Annotated in this window: 25 protein-coding genes and 1 pseudogene; 25 read left to right on the forward strand and 1 reads right to left on the reverse strand. The window is 41.6% G+C overall.

Features of this window, described 5'->3' with window-relative positions:
• Positions 1–19: 19 nt before the first annotated feature.
• Positions 20–559, reverse strand: a complete 540-nt coding sequence (locus AB5026_RS08160) for a DUF3795 domain-containing protein (protein ID WP_186865418.1) — start codon at positions 557–559, stop codon at positions 20–22.
• A 213-nt stretch (positions 560–772) separates the two neighbouring features.
• Here AB5026_RS08160 and AB5026_RS08165 point away from each other — a divergent pair, with 213 nt between their 5' ends.
• The 25 genes and pseudogenes from AB5026_RS08165 (at position 773) to AB5026_RS08285 (ending at position 22,537) form a co-directional block, all read left to right on the forward strand.
• Positions 773–2,383 carry a recombinase family protein gene (locus AB5026_RS08165; RefSeq protein ID WP_368213094.1) on the forward strand — a complete coding sequence of 537 codons (1,611 nt, stop codon included), beginning with the start codon at positions 773–775 and terminating at the stop codon, positions 2,381–2,383.
• A 203-nt stretch (positions 2,384–2,586) separates the two neighbouring features.
• Positions 2,587–2,934 carry a TnpV protein gene (locus AB5026_RS08170; protein WP_055307239.1) on the forward strand — a complete coding sequence of 116 codons (348 nt, stop codon included), beginning with the start codon at positions 2,587–2,589 and terminating at the stop codon, positions 2,932–2,934.
• Positions 2,935–2,948: 14 nt separating this feature from the next.
• The gene (locus tag AB5026_RS08175) at positions 2,949–3,230 is read left to right on the forward strand and encodes a hypothetical protein (RefSeq protein WP_055307238.1); all 282 of its coding nucleotides are present in this window, start codon (positions 2,949–2,951) and stop codon (positions 3,228–3,230) included.
• Between the two features lie 686 nt (positions 3,231–3,916).
• A complete protein-coding gene (locus tag AB5026_RS08180; protein ID WP_015543455.1) occupies positions 3,917–4,216 on the forward strand; it encodes a hypothetical protein in 300 nt (99 codons plus the stop codon).
• A gap of 23 nt (positions 4,217–4,239) precedes the next feature.
• Positions 4,240–4,650: a single-stranded DNA-binding protein gene (locus AB5026_RS08185; RefSeq protein ID WP_003864594.1), complete on the forward strand. Its 411-nt coding sequence runs from the start codon at positions 4,240–4,242 to the stop codon at positions 4,648–4,650.
• Positions 4,651–4,796: 146 nt separating this feature from the next.
• Entirely contained in the window at positions 4,797–5,003 is a 207-nt protein-coding gene (locus tag AB5026_RS08190) for a helix-turn-helix transcriptional regulator (RefSeq protein ID WP_003864593.1), read from the forward strand.
• A gap of 346 nt (positions 5,004–5,349) precedes the next feature.
• Positions 5,350–5,871, forward strand: a complete 522-nt coding sequence (locus AB5026_RS08195; RefSeq protein WP_003864592.1) for a GNAT family N-acetyltransferase — start codon at positions 5,350–5,352, stop codon at positions 5,869–5,871.
• 497 nt (positions 5,872–6,368) lie between these two features.
• On the forward strand, positions 6,369–7,664 hold the full coding sequence (ltrA, locus tag AB5026_RS08200) for a group II intron reverse transcriptase/maturase (RefSeq protein ID WP_368213096.1): 1,296 nt from the start codon (positions 6,369–6,371) through the stop codon (positions 7,662–7,664).
• 131 nt (positions 7,665–7,795) lie between these two features.
• Complete coding sequence (locus tag AB5026_RS08205) at positions 7,796–8,221, forward strand: N-acetyltransferase (RefSeq protein WP_003864588.1); 426 nt, start codon at positions 7,796–7,798, stop codon at positions 8,219–8,221.
• 94 nt (positions 8,222–8,315) lie between these two features.
• A complete protein-coding gene (locus AB5026_RS08210; protein ID WP_040466130.1) occupies positions 8,316–8,630 on the forward strand; it encodes an L-2-amino-thiazoline-4-carboxylic acid hydrolase in 315 nt (104 codons plus the stop codon).
• Between the two features lie 33 nt (positions 8,631–8,663).
• Positions 8,664–8,846: a DUF6440 family protein gene (locus AB5026_RS08215; protein WP_003864586.1), complete on the forward strand. Its 183-nt coding sequence runs from the start codon at positions 8,664–8,666 to the stop codon at positions 8,844–8,846.
• Positions 8,847–8,958: 112 nt separating this feature from the next.
• On the forward strand, positions 8,959–10,470 hold the full coding sequence (locus tag AB5026_RS08220) for a hypothetical protein (RefSeq protein ID WP_003864585.1): 1,512 nt from the start codon (positions 8,959–8,961) through the stop codon (positions 10,468–10,470).
• 322 nt (positions 10,471–10,792) lie between these two features.
• Entirely contained in the window at positions 10,793–11,017 is a 225-nt protein-coding gene (locus AB5026_RS08225; protein ID WP_003864584.1) for a DUF3791 domain-containing protein, read from the forward strand.
• Positions 11,010–11,576 carry a DUF3990 domain-containing protein gene (locus tag AB5026_RS08230; RefSeq protein WP_003864583.1) on the forward strand — a complete coding sequence of 189 codons (567 nt, stop codon included), beginning with the start codon at positions 11,010–11,012 and terminating at the stop codon, positions 11,574–11,576. The genes AB5026_RS08225 and AB5026_RS08230 overlap by 8 nt, the downstream gene beginning before the upstream one ends.
• Positions 11,564–11,794: a hypothetical protein gene (locus AB5026_RS08235; protein WP_003864582.1), complete on the forward strand. Its 231-nt coding sequence runs from the start codon at positions 11,564–11,566 to the stop codon at positions 11,792–11,794. The genes AB5026_RS08230 and AB5026_RS08235 overlap by 13 nt, the downstream gene beginning before the upstream one ends.
• Before the next feature lie 200 nt (positions 11,795–11,994).
• Entirely contained in the window at positions 11,995–12,360 is a 366-nt protein-coding gene (locus tag AB5026_RS08240; RefSeq protein ID WP_015543456.1) for a DUF3847 domain-containing protein, read from the forward strand.
• Positions 12,360–14,087 (forward strand): MobQ family relaxase, encoded by a 1,728-nt coding sequence (gene mobQ / locus AB5026_RS08245; protein ID WP_003864580.1) that lies wholly within the window; start codon positions 12,360–12,362, stop codon positions 14,085–14,087. The genes AB5026_RS08240 and mobQ overlap by 1 nt, the downstream gene beginning before the upstream one ends.
• 38 nt (positions 14,088–14,125) lie before the next feature.
• Positions 14,126–16,033, forward strand: a complete 1,908-nt coding sequence (locus tag AB5026_RS08250; RefSeq protein WP_023843669.1) for an AAA family ATPase — start codon at positions 14,126–14,128, stop codon at positions 16,031–16,033.
• A 264-nt stretch (positions 16,034–16,297) separates the two neighbouring features.
• Positions 16,298–16,414: a putative holin-like toxin gene (locus AB5026_RS08255; protein ID WP_015543458.1), complete on the forward strand. Its 117-nt coding sequence runs from the start codon at positions 16,298–16,300 to the stop codon at positions 16,412–16,414.
• A gap of 303 nt (positions 16,415–16,717) precedes the next feature.
• Positions 16,718–16,900, forward strand: a complete 183-nt coding sequence (locus AB5026_RS08260) for a hypothetical protein (RefSeq protein ID WP_015521925.1) — start codon at positions 16,718–16,720, stop codon at positions 16,898–16,900.
• A gap of 26 nt (positions 16,901–16,926) precedes the next feature.
• Positions 16,927–18,624 carry a recombinase family protein gene (locus AB5026_RS08265; protein WP_015521926.1) on the forward strand — a complete coding sequence of 566 codons (1,698 nt, stop codon included), beginning with the start codon at positions 16,927–16,929 and terminating at the stop codon, positions 18,622–18,624.
• Between the two features lie 69 nt (positions 18,625–18,693).
• Positions 18,694–18,780: pseudogene (locus AB5026_RS08270) on the forward strand (Maff2 family mobile element protein); the annotation flags it as partial.
• Between the two features lie 4 nt (positions 18,781–18,784).
• Positions 18,785–19,657: a VirB6/TrbL-like conjugal transfer protein, CD1112 family gene (locus AB5026_RS08275; protein ID WP_005426566.1), complete on the forward strand. Its 873-nt coding sequence runs from the start codon at positions 18,785–18,787 to the stop codon at positions 19,655–19,657.
• A 14-nt stretch (positions 19,658–19,671) separates the two neighbouring features.
• Positions 19,672–20,100 (forward strand): PrgI family protein, encoded by a 429-nt coding sequence (locus tag AB5026_RS08280; RefSeq protein WP_347039528.1) that lies wholly within the window; start codon positions 19,672–19,674, stop codon positions 20,098–20,100.
• The gene (locus AB5026_RS08285; protein WP_055066075.1) at positions 20,069–22,537 is read left to right on the forward strand and encodes a VirB4-like conjugal transfer ATPase, CD1110 family; all 2,469 of its coding nucleotides are present in this window, start codon (positions 20,069–20,071) and stop codon (positions 22,535–22,537) included. The genes AB5026_RS08280 and AB5026_RS08285 overlap by 32 nt, the downstream gene beginning before the upstream one ends.
• Positions 22,538–22,543: the final 6 nt, after the last annotated feature.

The following is a 22,543-nucleotide window of genomic DNA, read 5'->3' on the forward strand; positions in this document are numbered from 1 at the left end:
TGGAATATCAATAACAACTTTATTTTTTCCGAAGTTTCAACTCAATGCCTTTTGGAACAGCTATATCCTGCAACAGTTTTGCGATAACAGAAGCCTGTTCTTTCTTCCCCATACTTTGAAAATCCTTATCGGATTTAACTGTTTGCAAGATATTTTCAATTTCTTTAATCGTTAAGAGATTGACTGCAACACAGAATAGATTTTTTCTGCGCCCGTCATTATAGTGTGACAAGAGGAAATCCAATAATTTGCGCTTTTCTTCCTGTTCAGCATTATAGGCGGGAATCCCTATCTGGCTGGCTTTTTCCATGTCATTCATTTGATTATGATGAGTTATAAAAGAATCAAAATCATCTATATGAGCGTATTTGTCACAAGGGAAGCTGGTACACTGAAAGCAATATTCGATTTTCCCATGTTCAATACTACACTTTGCGATTTTACAACTTTGATTATCAACGCCGCAACCGGAACAATGCCCTGTCAAATTCATAGGACATAATTTACAATTTAGACCACAAAGAGAAAGGTACTGATTGTTACGGACAAACCCTTTCATTGTCACACCCCCTTGTATTGATTAGCTCCATTTTACCATAAGAACAAGAGTTTTTCTACTATGCAATCCCAATCATCTGCTACACAAAAAACGGCGATTTGACCGACCATAAAGAAGCAGATTTGACGCTTTTGCCGCTATACAGACAGCCACCCCATGTGGTACAATCAAGGTACGGAATAGTGGGGCTGGCTGTCGGAAACGGAGGATTTTATGTTAAGACAGACCAACCAACAACCAATTACCGCCCTTTACCCAAGACTTTCCCATGAGGACGAGCTGCAAGGCGAGAGCAATTCCATTTCCAACCAGAAGCGTATCCTTGAAACCTATGCAAAGCAGAACGGCTTTTCCAATCTGCGCTGGTACACGGACGACGGTTATTCTGGTGCGAACTTTCAAAGACCCGGTTTCCAAGCCATGCTTGCGGACATTGAAGCCGGAAAAGTCGGGACAGTTATCGTAAAGGATATGTCGAGGTTAGGGCGAAACTACCTGCAAGTGGGAATGTATACGGAAATGATTTTCCCACAGAAAGGTGTCCGCTTCATCGCTATCAATGACGGAGTGGACAGCGCACAGGGCGACAATGATTTTGCCCCGCTGCGGAATATCTTTAACGAATGGCTGGTGAGAGATACGAGCAAGAAAATCAAAGCAGTAAAACGCTCAAAAGGCATGAGTGGCAAGCCCATCACAAGCAAGCCTGTGTATGGTTACCTCATGGACGAGGACGAAAATTTCATTATTGACGAGGAAGCTGCACCCGTAGTCAAGCAGATATACAACCTCTGCCTTGCCGGGAATGGTCCGACCAAGATAGCCCGTATGCTCACAGAGCAGCAGATCCCCACGCCGGGGACGCTGGAATACCGCAGGACGGGCAGCACCCGCCGCTACCACCCCGGCTATGAGTGCAAGTGGGCGACCAATACCGTTGTGCATATCCTTGAAAACTGGGAATACACAGGCTGTCTGGTAAATTTCAAGACAGAAAAGCCCTCTTACAAAGTCAAGCACAGCGTAGAAAATCCCCCGGAGAAGCAAGTGATTTTCGAGAACCACCACGAGCCTATCATAGACACCCAGACATGGGAACGGGTGCAGGAACTTCGCAAGCAGCGCAAACGCCCCAACCGCTATGATGAAGTGGGCTTGTTCTCCGGCATACTGTTCTGTGCGGACTGCGGCAGTGTCATGTATCAGCAGCGATACCAGACGGACAAGCGCAAGCAGGACTGTTATATCTGCGGCAGCTACAAGAAACGCACCCATGACTGTACGGCGCACTTCATCCGCACCGACCTTTTGACCGCTGGTGTACTCTCCAATCTGCGGAAAGTGACAAGCTATGCGGCAAAGCATGAAGCTCGGTTTATGAAGCTCTTGATTGAGCAGAACGAGGACGGGGGCAAGCGCAGGAACGCCGCCAAGAAAAAGGAGCTGGAAGCCACCGAGAAACGTATAGCCGAGTTATCCGCTATCTTCAAGCGGCTGTATGAGGACAGCGTGACCGGGCGCATATCAGACGAGCGTTTCACAGAGCTGTCGGCAGACTATGAAGCAGAACAACGGGAGCTGAAAGAAAGAGCCGCTGCTATCCAAGCGGAGCTTTCCAAAGCACAGGAAGCCACCGTGAACGCAGAAAAGTTTATGAATGTTGTCCGGCGGCATACCAGCTTTGAAGAACTTACCCCTACTCTGTTGCGGGAGTTTGTAGAGAAAATCGTTGTGCATGAGTGCAGCTATGACGAGAACAAGACCCGTAGGCAGGACATTGAGATTTATTATTCTTTTGTTGGCAAGGTGGACTTGCCCGAATAACCGCCCGACCTGTCCGACACAAGAGCTAAGTGCCGGATAGGAACGGCAAAATTTTTTACACTTCTATTACTTCTTTATCGCACATCTGCAAAGTCACAAGGAATAAAACACTTAATGTCTTCTATGTGAAAAGATTTTAAAGGAAAAACGCACATCCTACGCATTTAACATGACAATTTCATGAAAAGCGAAAGGAAAACACTATGAAAATCGAATACACAAAAGTTGGAGACTACTATTTACCGAATCTTTATTATCCGGAGGAAACCAGACCGATCGGCTGTTGGGGAATGTTTCGGAAGGAATATCTGAAAGAACATAAATCTGGAACTTATACATATCTTCTTCTGACCGCCAGACTGGACAGCTATCTGGCAGATCTGAATGAACAGGCACAGGAACGCTTTGAGCTGATTGAAGCTCAAATACGAAGTGCGGAGGGAGTTACCGAGGAACTGAAGAGACAGAATCCTATGGAATGGGTACGCCACTGCAACAATATCCGCAACCGGGCTGCTGAAATCATCAAACAGGAACTGATTTATATATAAGGGGGATTCCGGATATGAGAAGAGAATTGATTGAAAGTTATTATGAAGAATACCAGCAGGAACTGGAAAGATTTCTTGAATCTGATCCAGAGATGTTTTCTCTGGAAGCAGAAATTCATCATTACATAGATATACTGGAACCAGTCCTCAGAGATGCCGGACAGGAGATGTGGCAGGCATTGGACAGAATTATTTCAGCGAAAAATGCCATGGAAGGGATTGTGGCAAAAGAAATGTATATCCGAGGATTTCTGGATTATGAAAGGCTGGTGTGTGAGAAGGACAGTAAAATTTAAATATTCATCTTACAAGCACTGACTGTAACGGTCAGTGCTTCTTTTTTGGTTTTTTTAAAATCATCTGACATTCTTCAAGTCCCCACGTGTGATTAGTAAGAAAAATAAATTTTTCTGCGAAAGTACCGTCCAAACACCCTCTGAACCTTGCAATTAGTGAGGGAATAGTTCATTTTTGCGAAAAAAACTTGCAAAAGGGGGTTGGTAAATACACTTTCAAAAGCTTTATAGGTAGAGGAACAAAATTTTTTCATAATTTTTCAAAATCATGTCCGCTTTTATCTCTCCCAATACAGAGTAAGTGAAGGGACTAACAAAAGTAAAAGAAAAAATGATAAAAATGCAAAAAAATATCACGAATCTTTTGCATCTTGCGAAGTCATTTGACTCTAGTAATCAGAGGACGTTTTGGAATGTTCCTTCGATGAACCTTGACAACCGATAAGTGCACCCTGGAAGCCTAACAGGAGTTATGCCATGACCTTTCTTTTTCTGAGAGCGAGCGAAATTATAATGACACTCCCGATGATGGGCGGCTGACCGAAGCCTTATGGTCAGTGACCTGCTGATGCAGGCAGAGGCAGTCTGAGACGGCTGCAGGTGACAGGGAAACGCACGCCAGACCGCCGGACGAATGAAACTGATGACAATGTTTACAGGGCAAAATGCCCGGAAAGGAGCAGTTTATGACAGAACTGAAAATGAAAGAAATGCAGTTGATTAACTGGTTTGGATGCCCGAATCTGATTTATACAAGGGAGAGAATCCATCTGGTTGCCATGCTTACAACAGATGAAGAAATGAAAAAGAATCTTTACAGGGTATGCAGATTCCTTGCAAGAGAAGAAATCGCATATCGGTATCCGATCATGTATGAAATGATCCGGAAAATATTTTCACCGGATGATACCAATCCACCGGAAGCATGTGCAATGTTTATGCCGGACGATGAAACAGATGATGAAGAATATGCAATGGCAGCGTAGCTGCGGAAAGGACAGTAACGATTATGAATAAAGTGGTTTTAATGGGAAGACTGACAAAGAATCCGGAGATCAAATATGCCGGAAAAGATAATGATATGGCAGTAGCAAGATATACACTGGCGGTAAACAGAAGATATAAACGTGACGGTGAACAGGAAGCGGATTTTATTTCCTGTGTCACATTCGGAAAGAGTGCAGAGTTTGCACAGAAATATCTTCACAAGGGAATGAGGATTGTGATTGGCGGTCGTATCAGCACTGGCAATTATAAGGACAAGGACGGGAAAACAATTTATACTACAGATGTGATCGTGGAAGAACATGAATTTGCCCAGAACAAGGATAATGGTGTTGGAGCTGATTCATCGGAAACACCGAAAACAGATAAGGACGGATTTATGGAAGCACCGGAAGGTGAGGTTCCATTCGACTAAACCGAAGTAAATGGTTGGAGAGGTTGCCCTTTGTCGGGGCATCCTCTTTTCCATTTTACAGAAGACATCAAAAATTACAGGTATTCAACCTAACGAAATCGTGATATAATCAAAATATGTTCAGATGAAAAATATGGAGGTTGCTTATGGGCGTAAGTTATAACAGATTATGGAAAATGCTCATAGATAAAAATATGAAGCGGATAGAGATGCAGTACCTCACCGGGATCAGTGGAAATATTCTTGCCAGGATGGGAAAAAACCAGTATGTATCAATGGAGACGATTGAGAAGATCTGCAAGAAGCTGGACTGCACCGTTGATGAGATGCTGGAATTTACAGATGATGAGTAACAAGAGCAGACATGTCAAATTATTAAAACTGGAAGAATGCTTCAGAAGTCGAAAAAAGAAATTGAAAAAAGATAACACGCCGGATACGGCATAAATCTCTTAGCAACGCTAAGAGCGCACTTCTATACAGGCAATTCCATCTGCCTGTATCGTGCGACCTGCGGTGCTGTTCCCGATTTCAAGAAATCTCAAACCGGGAAATACAGCGAAATCAGAGATTTCGTACAAGGGGAAGATCCCCTTGCGGCACAGATGCCTATCCCTGATAAAGTTTGTGACTGAATATTTCAGATATAGACATATAAGGGGAAAGAAAGTGTGAAATCAAAATTTGTGGAGAGATTTTATGATTAGAAAAGCAATACTAAAAGATGTTAATTCGATTGAAGATACTTACAATGAGCATTTCCAGTATGAACTGAATCATACAGCCTTTACTGTATTTAAGAAAGGGGTTTATCCAACGAAAGATGATGCAGAACGGGCTATTTATGCTGGTGCTTTGTTTGTATATGAAGAAAACGGAACAATTGTTGGAAGTATCATTATTGATAAAGTTCAACCAATAGAATATGCAACTATTCCTTGGAAAGAAAAATTATCTGAAGATGAGGTAATGGTAATTCACCTTTTAATGGTACGTCCGAGTATGTCTGGTAAAGGAATTGCATCATCACTAATAAAATTCGCTACAGAATTAGCACAAAAAAATAGTTGCAGGGCACTACGTTTGGATACAGGAAGTCAAAATATTCCTGCGCTATCTTTGTATCAAAAAAATGGATTTGAAATAATTGCTAGTGCTTCTAAAAAAGTTGGAGATGTAATTGCACACAAAAACCATCTTTTTCTCGAAAAGATATTGTAGTTCGTAAATTCCAGTTGTGCGCCCAGCTAAGGGTGTGTAGTCAAGCCGGTGGGATTCCGGTTTATCCAAGGTTTAGCCAACCAGATAATAGCGAGTCTTGGGATGATGCTGGTAACGGCATCTGACAAGCGTAGACAGCAAGAAAGCAGGGTTGAATAGTGATTGAGCTTCGAAACGTTAACTTCAGTCGGTCGACGTCTTAACTGGTGCGGAAGACAATATCATGTAATGCGATATGGCGAGTGTTATGTGGCACTGCGGAGTCAGAGAACCAATCATGTTTTACATTGTGAATACACATCAACTGGGGAGAACCTGCCATTTCTCGAAGAAGAGTATGAAATTGCAACTGAAAACGGAGTATTTCAAATGAATGGTAGGTGGTCGGACAATCCCATAGTACTGTAGAAATCGGGCAATGCCGATGGAGGGAAGGGGATTGCATAGTAAAGGTCTTACTGAGGACACATTATCCGTACTCAGGGACGGAGGAAATAATGGAAACGAAATTAGTAAGAATAGCTGAGATATCGGCAACATCAAAACATCCTATATTTACATCAGTGTACCACTTGATAAATGAAGATATGCTAAAGCAATGCCATAAGGAATTAGATGGGAACAAAGCAGTCGGAATTGACAAGGTAACTAAGGATGAGTATGGGAAGAACCTTGATAGAAATATCAAGGAACTGGTACAGAGGTTGAAAAACAAATCCTTTAAGCCACTTCCGTCACTGAGGGTATATATACCTAAAGGAAATGGAAAGAAACGACCATTAGGGATTGCTTCCTATGAAGATAAGATTGTACAAATGGCAGTGAAGAAAATACTGGGAGCTATTTATGAACCGAGATTCCTAAACTGCATGTATGGATTCAGACCGAATAGGGGGTGTCACGAAGCAATAAAAGAAGTATACCAACGGATAAGCTATGGAAAAATCAGCTATATCGTAGATGCCGATATCAAAGGTTTCTTTGACCATATCGACCATGATTGGATGATGAAGTTCCTTGAATGGAATATACAGGATAAGAACTTATTGTGGCTAATACGTAAATACCTTAAAGCAGGAATAATGGAGCAAGGAAAATTCGAGCCAACAGAGGAAGGTTCGGCACAAGGCTCAGTAATGAGTCCGATGCTTGCAAATATATATATGCATCATGTGCTGACGCTGTGGTTTAAGCTGGTGGTGCAAAGGGAAATGCAGGGAGAGTGTTTTCTCGTCAACTTTGCGGATGATTTTGTTGCAGGATTTCAATATAAGTCAGAAGCTGAAAGATACTATAAAGAGTTAAAGGAACGAATGGAAAAGTTTGGACTGGAGCTGGAAAGTAGTAAAAGCAGACTGATTGAATTTGGGAGATTTGCAGAGCAGAATCGTAGAGCAAGAGGAGAATGTAAGCCTGAAACATTTGATTTTCTGGGATTTACCTTCTACTGTAGCAAAACTCGAAAGGGAGGTTTCGTGCCAAAGGTACAGACTTCAAGGAAGAAGTTTGAGCAAAAGGTTAGAGTATACAAGAACTGGATTTACGATAATCGAAATCGACCAATGCGAGAAATAATTAAAGAGTTGAACGTAAAACTAATTGGACACTATCGGTATTATGGTGTTACATGGAATTTTCGGAAGATAACAACATTCCGGCATAGAGTACAACAGTTTCTATTCAAAGCCATGAATCGGAGAGGTTGTAGACGGGCATACACATGGAATGGATTTGTGGAAATGCTCAAGTATTACCCGTTAGCAAAACCTAAAACGTACTATTGTTTATATTGAAGCGAATATTACTATGAGGAGCCGTATGCGGGAAAGCCGCACGTACGGATCTGTGAGGGGCTAAGATTGAGAGGTCTTAGTCTACTCGAAAAAAAAATTGAGAAAATCGGAGTTTGAGGAGCATCACCGTTATGATTAGAGAATTACGGAAAGTGGATATAAATAAAGTTGCAGAAATATGGTTAGATACAAATATAAAGACACATTATTTTATCTCTGCTCAATATTGGAAAAGTAATTTTGAGTTAGTAAAAGAACTTCTATTACAGGCAACTGTCTATGTTTACGAGGATAAACAGGAAATACAGGGTTTTATAGGGTTAAGTAACGAATACATTGAAGGTATTTTTGTTTCTGCCGAAATGCAATCTCAAGGTATAGGTAAAATTTTGCTAAACTATGTAAAGGGAAAAAGAAACAAATTAATCTTAAATGTATATCAAAAAAATACACGGGCAATATCCTTTTATCAAAGAGAAGGATTTGAGATTCAGTATAGCGGTTTGGATGAAGCTACTGGAGAAAAAGACTATGTAATGGCATGGCAGCAGAAATAGAAATTCAAGTTTTAGTGTTTGGAAAATTATGACTTAGTGTGCAAGTTGGGAGAAAATATGGTAACGGAAAAAGAGAAAAAAGCATGTCGATTTATTGCCGAATGGCTATAAGATTGTGAGACAGTCTCTGGTAGATGATCTGGAGGGCGAAAAAAAGGTATGTTGGGAGACAGAAATTTTGCAGGATGATGATAGTGGATTTACTTATGAAATCAGCAGGTGTCTGTATTTCGATACCTGTAAGGAACATGGCTATGCAGAGTTCTGCAAAGTATTTTGCAACCATGACTGGTATGCTTATGGAGTATTAAAGCATCATTCGAGATTTATCAGAAAATCGACGATTGCCGAAGATGGAACTGTATGTCATGATACAATCGAGAAAGTAACAGAGAAACATTTTTTATAAAACCGAAAAATTGATTATGGGAGGAAATTGAAAATGGCGAAAGAAGAGAGATTTGAAAAAATATATTCTCAGGGAGCATTAACTACTACTGAGATATGGGTGGATAAGGAAACTGGTGTGAATTATTTATATCATGCATGTGGGTATTCAGGTGGACTGACTCCATTGTTGGACAGAGATGGGAAACCAGTTATTTCTCAGGCTATAAATAGATGACCTTAGAAACAGCAACTGTTATGGTAAGTAACAGCATCGTCACAATATGTATATGGTCGATTGGTGTGTGCGGTAATATACTATATTCAGAAAAACAATTCAGGAGATTTTTATGAGAAGATCAGGTTGGACAAAATGGTTGATCGTGATTCCGGCAATGCTAGGCATTGTGTTGGTGACCTATGTGCGGTATACAACGGATATCTGGGGATTTGGTGCATTTATCTGCCAGCTGATTGCAATTTTGGAATTGGCTTATGGTCTGCGAATTGCGATGCTGGCACAGAATAGAAAGAAGTCCTATCGGTTAACACCGGAAGAACGACATGAGTATGCACGGTATTTATATGAGAAGCAATATCACCGTTACCCTGCTGTAGCGAATCAGATGCTTTTGGTTATGGCACGGATGAGTGTACTCCTTAACAATTATGAACGGGCTGCACAGGAGCTGGCAGATATTCGTATAGATAAATTCAATCCAGCACAGTTGAAGTTGTATTATTACCTGAAAGTGGTTACAGCAATGGCAGCAGGAGATGCGACAGGGATTCAAGAGAGCCAGATGTGTTACGCAGGGATTCCGGATACTAAATGCACATATCCGTCAAAAGCAGAGCTTGCTATGTGGATAGAGCAGAGAGCGGCAGCGCAGATGGCAGAGGCACTGAAGAAGGCAGTGCCGGATAAAAAAGAGCATCCGATACGGATCAGTATCATTACTTTGGTTCTTGCGTATAGTACCTTCTTCTATGGATTGTGGTATGGTATAAAACGTGATATGGGATATGAAGTGAGATATCGTTTCGCAGAAATATCGATTACTGTTATTACAATCAGTCTGGCGGTTCTTTTGATCTGGGGGATCGTGAGTTTATACAGACACAATTGCCAGGCATTATCCATACAATTCGGTAAAAACAAAGTGGCATTGATAATTGTCTATGGAGCTGCTGCGATATTTGCACTTTTGATTATTGGAATGAGTGGTCTGAGTGTAGTGTTCGGAATGGATGGAACAGAAACGGTGACTGGTTGTGACAGCAAATATACGTATATAACTGTGCAGGAAGATTATGGTGGTGAACGGAGATACAGAACCAATAATCCATTTGTTATGCAGAGTATGGATGGTCTGTGGTGGTCTTCGGATACAATAGATGAAGAAGATAATCAAGAAGAGGATACTACAGAATTACCGGATTTGGATACAGAGAATTCAACAGATTCAGAGGATATTCAGAGTGGAAATACCATAGAAGATTACGAGACAGAAGGGCAGCATGATGGTCTGACAATTCAAAATGCAATGCTGGCAGTTTATAATTACCTTCAGGAGCAGAATACACTTCAAAATATGGCGTTCAGTTACACGGCGAATGCAAAGGGAGAAGTCTATGCTGTCGTCAGCGAAACGCAGGAAACAAAGAACGGTAATACGGTAAATGTGAGATACTGTCTGTACGATAATGGTTCCAAGACAGATGCAGATGGTAATTCCTGCGAAGAACTGGTGTTAGAAAAAGTATATCCGGATGGCAATTACGAGACCGAATTGGTAGATTTTTATCTGGTAAATGCAGATACGATGCAGGTGACAGACGAACAGAAGAATACGTGGTAAAATAAATTCTGGGGAAGTAGGTGCATTGTATGACAATGAGAGAAAAAATAAAACTATTATCGTAAATGTTTCAAGCGGACTGGGTTCTTTTGGAAGTATGCAAAAGGACTCCAAGACATAAGAGGTGAACTGCGCTGATCCAGGTGCCACGGCAACAGATTTGAATGTCGACGGAGGAAAGCAAACAGTACAGGCGCAATCGTAAAACTTGCAATGATTGATAAAACCGGACTAACAGTAACTTTTATTAGTCGATTTGGAAATATGCCTTGGTAATCAACAATTCCGGTTTTACTGACTAAGAAAATGAGGAGGATTCATAATGAGTGAGAAAACAGAGATTACTTTTATGCAAACAAGACTAATCCGGCTTGCTTCAGAAGAGTGGCATTTACCTGTTGAACAGATTATCCACTTGTTTAAAGAAGCCGATGTTCTTGGATATATAGAAAAATGCTATGGGATTTTTCATTGTGAAGGCGATGAAGCTGTGCTTGAAGATATTACTGAATTTTTGCAAAGAAAGGGGATAGAGATTAGTGCTTGAGTTAAAAGATGGATTTGTTCTCTATCATGGAAGTTATTGTGAAGTAAAAGAGCCAGATCTTGCCAAATGTGCAAAGAGAAAAGATTTTGGACAGGGATTTTATTTAACCACATCAAAGGAACAGGAAGAAAGTTTTCTGAGAACCTCAATAGCCAAAGCCATCGCAACCGGAACAATTGAAGAGGGGCAGAAGTTTGGATATATTTCAACTTTTGAATTCAAACTTTCAGAAAATCTTGAAACGCATATTTTTGAAAATGCAGATGTGGACTGGTTACATTGTATCGCCGCTCACCGAAAGAAAAAAATGTTTATTGAGGTTGAACGTGAAATGGCAAAATATGATATCATTGCAGGAAAGATTGCGGATGATGCAACAAACGCTACTCTTACCGCTTATCTTGCGGGTGCTTTTGGGACTGCAGGTGATAAAGTAGCAGACGATTTCTGTATCAGACAGTTGCTGCCGAATAAATTGAAAGATCAATACTGCTTTAAAACTGAGGCAGCTATTGAGTGTCTGAAATTTGTGAAAGGTGAGAAGATATGGCTGAAGTAACAATTCCAAAGGAAAAAATGAATTATACAATCGACCTTCTGATCACTATGGTGACAGATGAAATCGCAGAAGAGACAGGCAAGGACAGAAACGAGGTATTGACAGATTTTTTGTGTTCAAAGACAGGAAAAGCACTGTATGATGAGAAGACAAAGCTGTGGTGCACTGGTCCGGCATATATAGCTGAACTGTATATGGAAGAATTAAAGAAATCCTGATATGGGATGTGAGTTTAAATTTATACGACAATGGTGACAAAGACTTTCATTCCAAGGAGCAACAATTAAATATTTCAAAAACGCTGAGGTCAGCATTTCCTAATCACAGGACAACGACCTCAGTTTTTTATACCCAGGAATCGGCATTCATGAATAAGCCGGTTCTTTTTGTTTACAGAAAAAAGAAGGAGTACAAGAAAATGAGCAGAGCAAAAAATCCAAAGTATGAATCCATGTCATTGGAGGAACTGAAGGCCAACATGGAAAAGAGCAGACAGGAACTGGAGGCAGCAATTCACCACAAAAACATTCTGGAGCAGCGGAAGAAGCTGGTAGAACGCAGGGAACGTTCCCACCGGCTGATTGTCAAAGGGGCAGAGTTTGAGAAAGTATTTCCGCTGTCCAGAGATCTGGAACAGGAAGACGTCCAGGACATGATGAATCAACTGCAGAACAGCAGTTACAACAAGAGTATTGTGCGGCAGGCTCATATAGCCGCCTTACACAAAGATCAACAGCAGATTGCAGAAGCAGTAAAAAAGACAGAGAAGGGAGATGACAGTTAATGGCACTGTATCATTTTTCAGTAAGGAATGTATCCAGAGGGAAAGGGCAGATGGTGGTCGCTTCCGCAGCCTATATTTCCGGGCAGAGGATTTTTGACAGTTATTACAACAAGATACACGATTATACGAGCAAGTCAGGTGTGATATTTACAGAAATCCTGACACCGGAGTATGTGCCAGAGCGTCTGACTGACAGGGAAACACTCTGGAACGAGGTGGAGCATGTGGAACGGAACAACAAGGCACAGCTTGCCTATTCGTTTGACATTGCACTGCAGAATGAATTGACACTTGAGGAAAATATCAGACTGGCAAAAGAGTTCTGCCAGGAGCAGTTTGTGGCACGTGGCATGATCGTGGATCTGGCAGTCCATGAGGGAAAAGCGGAAAATGAAGAAGAACCGGATAATCCCCATTTCCATGTGCTTGTCCCAATCCGTCCTTTTACAGAGGAAGGAATCTGGGGCAATAAGCAGAGAAGGGAATATATTCTTGATGAGGATGGAAACCGGGTGAAGGATGCCAAAGGAAAAGATATGTTCAATGCTGTTTCTACTACCGGATGGAATGATCCGGAGCTTTTAAAAGAATGGCGGCGGGCATGGACAGAGAAAGTAAATGGGAAATTCAGGGAGTGCCACATGGCATCCAGAATCGACCACCGTTCCTACAAAGAACAGGGGATTGACCTGATCCCGACCATCCATGAGGGATATGAAGTCCGGGCAATGGAGAAAAAGGGAATCAAAACGGTGATCGGAGAATTGAACCGGGCAATCCGGCAGTTTAACCAGATGTTTATTTCTCTGAAAGAATCCATTCAGTGGATGAAGACAGCTTATGAGGAAATGAAAGCAGAGCTGGATCGCAGGCAGAACCCGACACTGCTGGAAAGCCTGCAGGATTATTATGATAAAAAGACACAGGGCAGACCACCACTTCCCAATTTTTATGCGGAGATGAAACAGAGAGGTAAGAATCTCTCCAATTTACAGGAGTTTGCAAAATCCATCAGTTATCTTCAGACACATCAGATAGAAACGATGGATGACTTGCAGGAACGGATTGAGGAACTGAACGGTGTTGTTTCTGTCAGTAAAAAAGAAATTTCTGAAAAGCGGAAACAGTTAAAGGAACTTGAGAATCTGGAAAAGATGGCAGAGGTAATAAAAACAAATCAGCCATTGATTGATGAGTATAACCATTTCTATTTTCAGAAAAGACGGGAGAGATATTATCAGCAGCATAAAAAAGAAATCAATTATTACCGCAAATGTGAACGGGAACTGAAACAACATCTGGATAAAAATGGAAAAGTGCCAACTGCCAGATGGAAACGGGAGAAAGAAGAACTTCAGGCGGGGATCGAAGAGCTGAAAGCAGATAATCAGCCGTACCAGGAGGAACTAACTTTTGTGAAAAAGGTACAGAGCTGTGCGGATATTGCCAGACGTGACCGGGAAATGGCAGAAGCAGATACTTCCGGGCGTTCAGAAGAAAAAAGGGAGAAGCAGGTGAAGTTCCCGACATTTTACACAGTTCAGGCGAAAGAGATTCTTGAAGAAAACGGGAAAGCAGAGCAACAGCCGTTGAACCAGTCGGAGCAGAATCCAGAAAAGAAGACCTCTCTTCTGAGAAAACTGGATGAAAAAAAGAAAGAGTGTGCAGAGCGTGATGCAAAACAACAGGCAGTGAAGAAAAAGCGAAACTATGACATGAGTTTATAACAGTCTGTCAGCAGGACAGACGGGAAAGGATGAGCAAAATGCAGTATACAGAAGAACAAATTATAAGAGCAAATCAGACAGATCTTGTTTCTTTTCTGAGCGCACAGGGAGAACAACTAGGGAAAAGCGGAAAGGAATACCGTTGGAAAAAGCATGACAGTGTAACGGTATCCGGAAACCGGTGGTACAGGCACAGTCAGGGGAGGGGTGGCTATCCGGTGGATTTTGTGATGGAATTTTACAATGCCACATTTCCGGAAGCTGTCAAGATGCTAACCGGGGAGGAAGGCGAAGGCAGGAACAGTACCTGCCCCGCCCCGTCCCCTGACTTCCGATTACCAGAGAAAGAGGAAAATAATGATAGAATCATCAGATATCTGACAGAAAACAGAGGGATTGAAAAGAATATGGTGGAGGAATGGATCGGCAGTGGGGATATTTATGAAGAAAAGAAGCACCATAATGTGGTGTTTGTTGGCAGAGATGCAGACGGTATTCCAAGATATGCCCATTGCAGGGGAACTGGTGAAACAAAATACCGGGGAGATGTGGCTGAATCTGATAAATCTTACGGATTCTGTCACAGAGGGACGGATAATCAGTTGTTTGTGTTTGAAGCAGCCATTGATCTGCTTTCTTTTATCCAATTATTTCCCAAAGACTGGAAAAAGCGGAGCTACCTGAGTCTGGGTGGCATTTCCAGTGCGGCACTGATGGCTTTTCTTTCTGAACGCCCTCAGATTACTTCGGTTTTCCTGTGCCTGGATAATGACCATGCAGGGAATGAAGCCAGTGAGAAATTGGCAATAGAAATCCCGGACGGATACAGTGTCATCCGTCTGAAACCGTCCCGAAAGGACTGGAATGAAATCCTCTGTGATAAAAATGCAGACAGGAAGAAATCAATCATTGAAACAGTTACAATGAAAGTACCGGAGAAGGAAGAACTGGTGCCGATGTTGTGTTATGAAGACATTGAACAGACCAGTGTAGAATGGCTGTGGTTTCCCTATCTGCCATTTGGAAAACTGACGATTATTCAGGGCAATCCAGGAGAGGGAAAAACTTATTTTGCCATGATGCTGACCGCAGCCTGCACGAACCGTAAGACTTTCCCGAACATGGAAGAGATTGAACCTTTTAATGTGATCTATCAGACTGCAGAAGACGGTATGGGAGATACGATTAAGCCGAGGCTGGTGGAAGCAGGAGCAGACCTGAGTCGGGTGATGGTCATTGATGATACAGAGGAAGCATTGACGTTATCCGATGACCGTATTGAAAAAGCAATCCGTCAGAATCAGGTCAGACTTTTAATCATTGATCCGGTACAGGCTTTTATCGGTGCCGATGTGGATATGAACCGGGCAAATGAAGTCCGTCCGGTATTCCGGAAACTGGGAATGATCGCTGAAAAGACCGGTTGTGCGATTGTGCTGATCGGACATCTGAATAAATCTTCAGGGACACAGAGTACTTACCGGGGACTTGGTTCTATTGATATCATGGCGGCGGTGAGAAGCCTGCTTTTTATCGGGAAAGTAAAGAAAGACCCGACAACAAGAGTACTGATCCATGAGAAAAGTTCTCTTGCACCTCCAGGTGAGACGATGGCATTTAAACTTGGAGATGAAGAAGGATTCCGCTGGGTGGGAGCTTATGAGATTTCCGCAGATGATCTTCTGGACGGAAAGGAAGGAAAGCCGACAGAAACAAAACTGCAACGGGGAACGAAACTGATCTATGAACTGCTTGCAGACGGAAATGCAGTCACAATCCGGGAACTGGATGAAAAGGCAAAAGCACAGGGAATCTCCCAGAGAACCATGCGAGAAGCCAGAAGCCGGATGAAAGAAGAACTGGATTATCGGATGAATGAAAAGCAGGAAAATACCATTCGATTAAAAAAACAAGGGAGAATGGGTGACGGCAGAATTTTGGAGTGAACGGCAGGCTTTATAGATACCCTATCTGCCGTCTGCCGTCTGCCGGTGCAAGGCAATCAAACGGAAATAGCAGGTATCCATACAGAATAAGGATTGCTGTGAATCTGGAACAAAAATGAATTGTAATATGGCGGATATAATGGTATGATTATCCGGTAACAGCAATGTTACGGGGAAGCACCTGTGACAGGGTGTGGCTGCCTCCTGATATTTACAGACCGGAGCCTTTCGGGGTTCTGAGATGAAAGAAAGGAGGTGCGTGATATGACAGCTTATGAGATTATCTCAATATTCTTAGGCGTACTCAGTTTACTGATCGCTTTTGGTAGCCTGTTAATTGCGATTATTGCCTTTCTTGATCGGAAGAACAAGAGGAAATAAAAATGCCTATCCTGTCTGCCAACAGGATAGGCGGTGGTCGTAAGACCATTTAGTCAACTCAGGCGGCATCCACTTTGGAGTGGGCGCTTTTCCTATAACAAATGTACCACACATTCCTCTTGTTTTCAATGGGAAAATTAAAATATGCAGTTCATCTGACAGGGATTTATCCCTGTCTTTATTATATCCCCAATTTCTGAAATGTTAATACAAAAATTTTAATATATGTAACCAACAGTCTGGGCAGTTAATCTGTAAAAATGGATTAGCTGCTCTTTTTTTGCAAAAAATGGAGGTTTTACAATGGCAGTGAAGAAGAAAATTATCAACATCAGAGTATATTTTGACGGTGATCAGGACGCAAAAGAAGTGTTTGCAGAGGTGATCGCACAGAAAATACGTGACACGAAAACAAAAGATAAACTTGCAATAATGAAAGATAAGCAGTATAATGATTATGAGTTCAGTAATCTGAAATCTGCGTAGGATGTGCAAAGTAACGGAGGTATCAGATGAACAACAGATATATGAGTAACAATATAGAAAGAAATGCAACCTGGAGAGTTGGTGTATACTGCCGACTTTCCAAAGATGACGAATTGACCGGAGAGAGTGCCAGCATCTCCAACCAGAGAGACATACTGGTGAATTACTGTCAGTCACAGGGCTGGCAGGTGGTGGATGTGTTTCAGGACGATGGTTATACAGGATTGAACACAGACCGACCTGATTTGCAGAGACTTCTCAAAGCCTGTGAAAAAGGACTGGTGAATCTTGTAATTACCAAAGACCAGAGCCGACTGGGACGAAACCATGTACAGACAGGATTTCTGATGGAGGAGTTTTTCCCAAAGCATGGAGTAAGGTATATCGCATTATATGATAATGTGGATACCTTTGCCGGAGACAATGAGATTGCCCCATTTAAGAACGTGCTGAACGAGATGTATTCCAGAGATATTTCCAAGAAAGTCCATGCGTCCTATCACCTGCAGGCAACCAAGGGAAAGTTTACAGGTGTTGTTCCACCACTGGGATATCAGAAAGACCCGGAGGAAAAGGGACATCTCCTGATTGACGACGAGACAGCACCGATTGTCCGGAAAATTTTCCAGTGGGCGGTGGACGGTCATGGGATTAACTTTATATCCAGAGAACTGGAACGCCAGCAGATTCCCTGCCCGTCATGGTGGCACCGGAAACGGGGACTCCGCACCTATTACACAAAATGGGAAAAGAAAGACCCGGAAAATGGGAAATATGTATGGGATGAATCCTATCTGAAATCCCTGCTGATGAATCCCGTTTACTGTGGTGACATGGCTTCCCAGAAAAGGTACTACCGTTTCAAGATTGGCAATCAGGGAGATAAAGCTCCGGAGGACTGGATCACAGTCAGGGATACCCACGAAGCAATCATTCCGCAGGATGTATTTGATCTGGTACAGGCAAAGATGAAAGGCAGGAAACGCCAGACAGAACAGGGAGAATACAGCATGTTTGCCGGATTACTCCGCTGTGCAGAGTGTGGCGGTGCGTTGACGTTGAAGAAGACGCACACCAAAGACCAGCATGAAGTTTATACCTGTTCCACTTATATCCATAAGGGGAAAGCACATTGTACCCAGCACCGGGTGGACGCTGATGACCTGTATGATGCAGTCCTTACCAGAATCCAGGAATGTGCAAAAGCAGTTACCGGAGACGGAACAGAACTGGAAAACCGGGTAAAGGAGTTATGCGAGGAAGATACACAGGGACACAGGGAAAGTCTGGAGAAGCTGGTATCAAAGCAGAAAGACCGCCTGGAAACGTTAGACCGGCTGATTGCAAAACTGTATGATGACCTTATCAATGACAAGATTACAGAATCTGTTTTTGATAAGATGCTGGAGAAGACACAGAAGGAGCAGACAGATATCAAAAAGGAACTTTTCCAGAATGAGAGTGTGCTGAATACGGAAGAAAAACTGGATGCACAGTCCCAGCAGTGGATTGACGATATTAGCGAGTATGCGGACATCAAAGAACTGGATGCCAATCTTCTGAACCGGCTGATCAGTAAAATCGTTATCTCAGAACCGCAGGAGAAAGACGGAACAGAAAATTACTGCCGTACTCCTGAAACGGTCACAATGGAAATTCATTTCAACTTAAAACCAATACCGGAGCTTGGAACCATCGAAAGAGGTTCCGGCTCCCATAAATAAGAAAAATCTATCAAAATTTAATCTATTTTAATCTTTTCAAGGCTCATTTCGAGCAAATATTTTCTCATAAAAGACATAAAACAGTTGATGGCGGGCGGTGGCATCGTACTGATTGGAATAAACCTGATTCCACAGCTTGCAACTTTGTTTGGATAAATAAATGGGTGGAATAACCGAAAAAATAACAGAGTTCATAAAGGATCTGCTAACAGGCTGGATCACATCAAACCTGGATACCATGTTCACCGATGTAAATACCAAAGTAGAAACGATTGCTACAGAGGTTGGGAAAACACCCCAAAATTGGAACAGTGGCATTTTTTCCATGATAAAAAATCTGTCGGATAATGTCATTGTCCCCATTGCGGGGATGATTATTACATTTGTACTGTGTTATGAGCTGATTTCCATGATTATGGAAAAAAACAATATGCACGATACGGATACGTTTATGTTTTTCAAATACATTTTTAAGATGTGGGTAGCGGTATATCTGGTTACTCATACTTTTGATATTGCGATGGCAATTTTTGATGTAGCGAATCATGTGGTATCCAATGCTGGCGGTATGATAACCGGTTCCGCATCTATTGATGTTACAGAAGCATTGAAAACGCTTCTTGAAACGCAGATTGAAGATATGGGAATCGGAGAATTACTGGGGCTTGGTCTGGAAACGATGCTGGTCAGTTTATGTCTAAAAATCATATCAGTCCTGATTACCGTCATTTTATATGGACGAATGATAGAAATATATCTTTATGTCTCTGTGGCACCTATTCCGTTTTCAACATTTACGAACAGGGAATGGGGAAGTATTGGAAATAATTACGTGAAGGCATTATTAGCGTTGGGATTCCAGGGATTTTTTATGATGGTATGTGTTGCGATTTATGCAGTTCTGGTAAATGCTATTACAGTTGCGGATAATCTTCATACAGCTATCTGGTCAGTTGCAGCATATACAGTTATTTTATGTTTCAGCCTGTTTAAGACCAGTTCCCTGGCAAAATCAATCTTCAATGCACATTAGGAGGAAACAAGAATATGGCATATGTTCCAGTGCCGAAAGATTTTTCAAAAATAAAGACAAAATTAGCACTGAATTTAACTAAAAGACAAATTATATGTTTTTCTTTGGCAGGAATTTGTGGTGTTCCGGTCTATTTGCTGACAAAAGCAGGACTGGGAACAGATGTGGCAGCAACGCTTATGATCATAGTGATGCTGCCATTTTTCTTTTTTGCAATGTATGAAAAGGATGGATTTCCAGCAGAGAAAATATTGCTTCACATTATCCGGCAGAAATTTTTCAGACCTGGAATCAGGGTCTATCGTTCCCAAAACTTATATGACCGGATTATAGAGTACGATAAATTAGAGAAAGAGGGTGCATGGCTTGAGAAAAAGGCAAAAGAAGCCAGGGAAGCGAGAAATCCGTTCCATTTCCTTAAAAAAGCAGACCGAAAAAAATAAGAAACAGAAAACCGGACTTACGAAAGAAGAAAAAAAGCGTCTGAAAGAACTTCGGATGATAAAAGCGGAGAATCAGAAGAAGAGGAAACCTTTTACAGCGCAGGATACGATTCCATATAAGGAAATATATAAGGATGGTATCTGCAGGACAGATGATAACTATTATTCAAAGATGGTGCAGTTCTACGATATAAATTACCAGTTAGCGCAGAATGATGATAAAGCGGCTATTTTTGAGAACTATTGTGAGTTCCTGAATTCATTTGACAGCTCTGTTGAGGTACAAATTACATTTCTTAATCAACAGGTGAATTTTGATGAGTATGCAAAAAATATTGATATTCCAGAGCAGGATGACTGTTTCAATGATATTCGGAAAGAATATTCGGATATGTTGAAAATGCAGCTTTCCAAAGGAAATAATGGGCTTGTAAAAACAAAATATATTACATTTTCCATTAAGGCGGATAATCTGCGAAATGCAAAATCCAGGCTGGAGAGAATTGAAGCCAGTGTATTGAATAATTTTAAGGTGATGGGAGCCATGGCAGAGCCTTTAAATGGGGTAGAACGTCTGAAAATTCTGCATGATGTGATGAATATGGACACAAAAGAATCTTTCCATTTCCATTATGGGATGGTTGCAAAAACAGGTCTGCAGACAAAAGACTTTATTGCACCTACCGGATTTGATTTTCGCAATGACAGCTATTTTCGGATGGGACAGACTTTTGGATGCGTGTCATATTTACAGATTACATCACCAGAACTTACGGATAAACTGCTGGCAGATCTGCTGGATCTGGAAGAGAATCTTATCATCAATATGCACCTGCGTCCAATTGATCCCAAGGCAGCTATTAAAAGCCTGAAAAGTACGCTGTCAAATATTCAGAAAATGAAAATTGAAGAACAGAAGAAAGCGGTCAGAAGCGGATATGATATGGATATTATTCCAACGGACATTTCTACATACGGAGAGGATGTGGAGGGATTGCTCAATGAAATCCAGTCCAGGAATGAGAAACTTTTTGAACTTACTTTTTTGCTGATGAATACAGCGGACAATAAGAGAAAACTGGACAATATTGTGTATCAGACTGCAGGAATCGCCCAGAAATATAATTGCAATATACGGAGACTTCAATATCAGCAGGAACAGGGACTTGTGGCATCACTACCACTGGGAATGAACCAGACTGGAATACAGAGAATTATGACTACGACTTCTACAGCAATCTTTGTTCCGTTTACCACACAGGAACTTTTCCAAGGCGGTGAAGCTCTTTACTATGGCTTAAATGCACTGTCAAACAATCTCATTATGGTGGATCGGAAACGATTGAAAACACCTAACGGCCTGATTTTGGGTACTCCTGGTTCCGGTAAGAGTTTTGCAACGAAAAGAGAAATTCTCAATGTTTTCCTGATTACAGACGATGACATTATTATCTGTGACCCGGAGGGAGAATATTTTCCGCTGGTAAATGCCTTAAATGGTGAAGTTATTAAAATCAGTGCAAAAAGTAATGATTACATCAATCCTATGGAAGTGAACCTGGATGTTATTTATCATCCGGAGAAATACAGGATTAATGGCGATGTGGAGGATATTGATACCATTATTGCTGATAAAGCAGAGTTTATCACATCTTTCTGCGAGGTCATTATGAAGAAACCTCAAAATGCAGAATTAAATGGTGATGAGGTTTCCATGATTGACCTGTGTGTAAAAGACATTTATAAAAAATATCTTTACAATGATCCAAAACCGGAAAATATGCCGACTCTGCAGGATTTCTATGAACGTCTGAACTTTTATGCACCAGATAAACCAGCAGCACAGAACATTGCCAACAGTCTGCAGTTGTATGTAACAGGATCGCAGAATGTATTTAACCATCGAAGTAATGTCGATACGCAGAACAGAGTGGTATGCTTTGATATCCGGGAACTTGGAACCACACTACGAAAAGCAGGGATGTTGATTGTCCAGCATATGGTTTGGACAAGAGTATCACAGAACCGCAGTCGCAGGAAATCAACCCGTTATTATGTGGATGAATTTCACCTTTTGCTGAACCAGCCACAGACTGCTAATTATTCTATTGAAATGTGGAAGAGATTTCGTAAGTGGGGTGGAATCATTACAGGAATCAGTCAGAATGTAACAGATTTTCTTGGCTCTCTGGCAGTAGAAAGTATTGTGGGAAACAGTGATTTTATCCTGATGTTAAATCAGCACAGCGGGGATCAGAAGATCCTTGCGGAGAAATTGAATATTTCCAAGCATCAGATTTCTTTTGTAAATAACAGTAATGCAGGAGAAGGGTTGCTTTTTTACGGAAATGTAATCATACCTTTTGCAGACAGATATCCGCAGGATACCAGAACCTATGCTTTGATGAGTACTAAACCGGATGAGATTCAGACTTAACGGACA

It is taken from the genome of Blautia sp. RTP21359st1_E11_RTP21359_211015 (assembly GCF_040910705.1).
GTDB classification, from domain to species: domain Bacteria; phylum Bacillota; class Clostridia; order Lachnospirales; family Lachnospiraceae; genus Blautia_A; species Blautia_A fusiformis.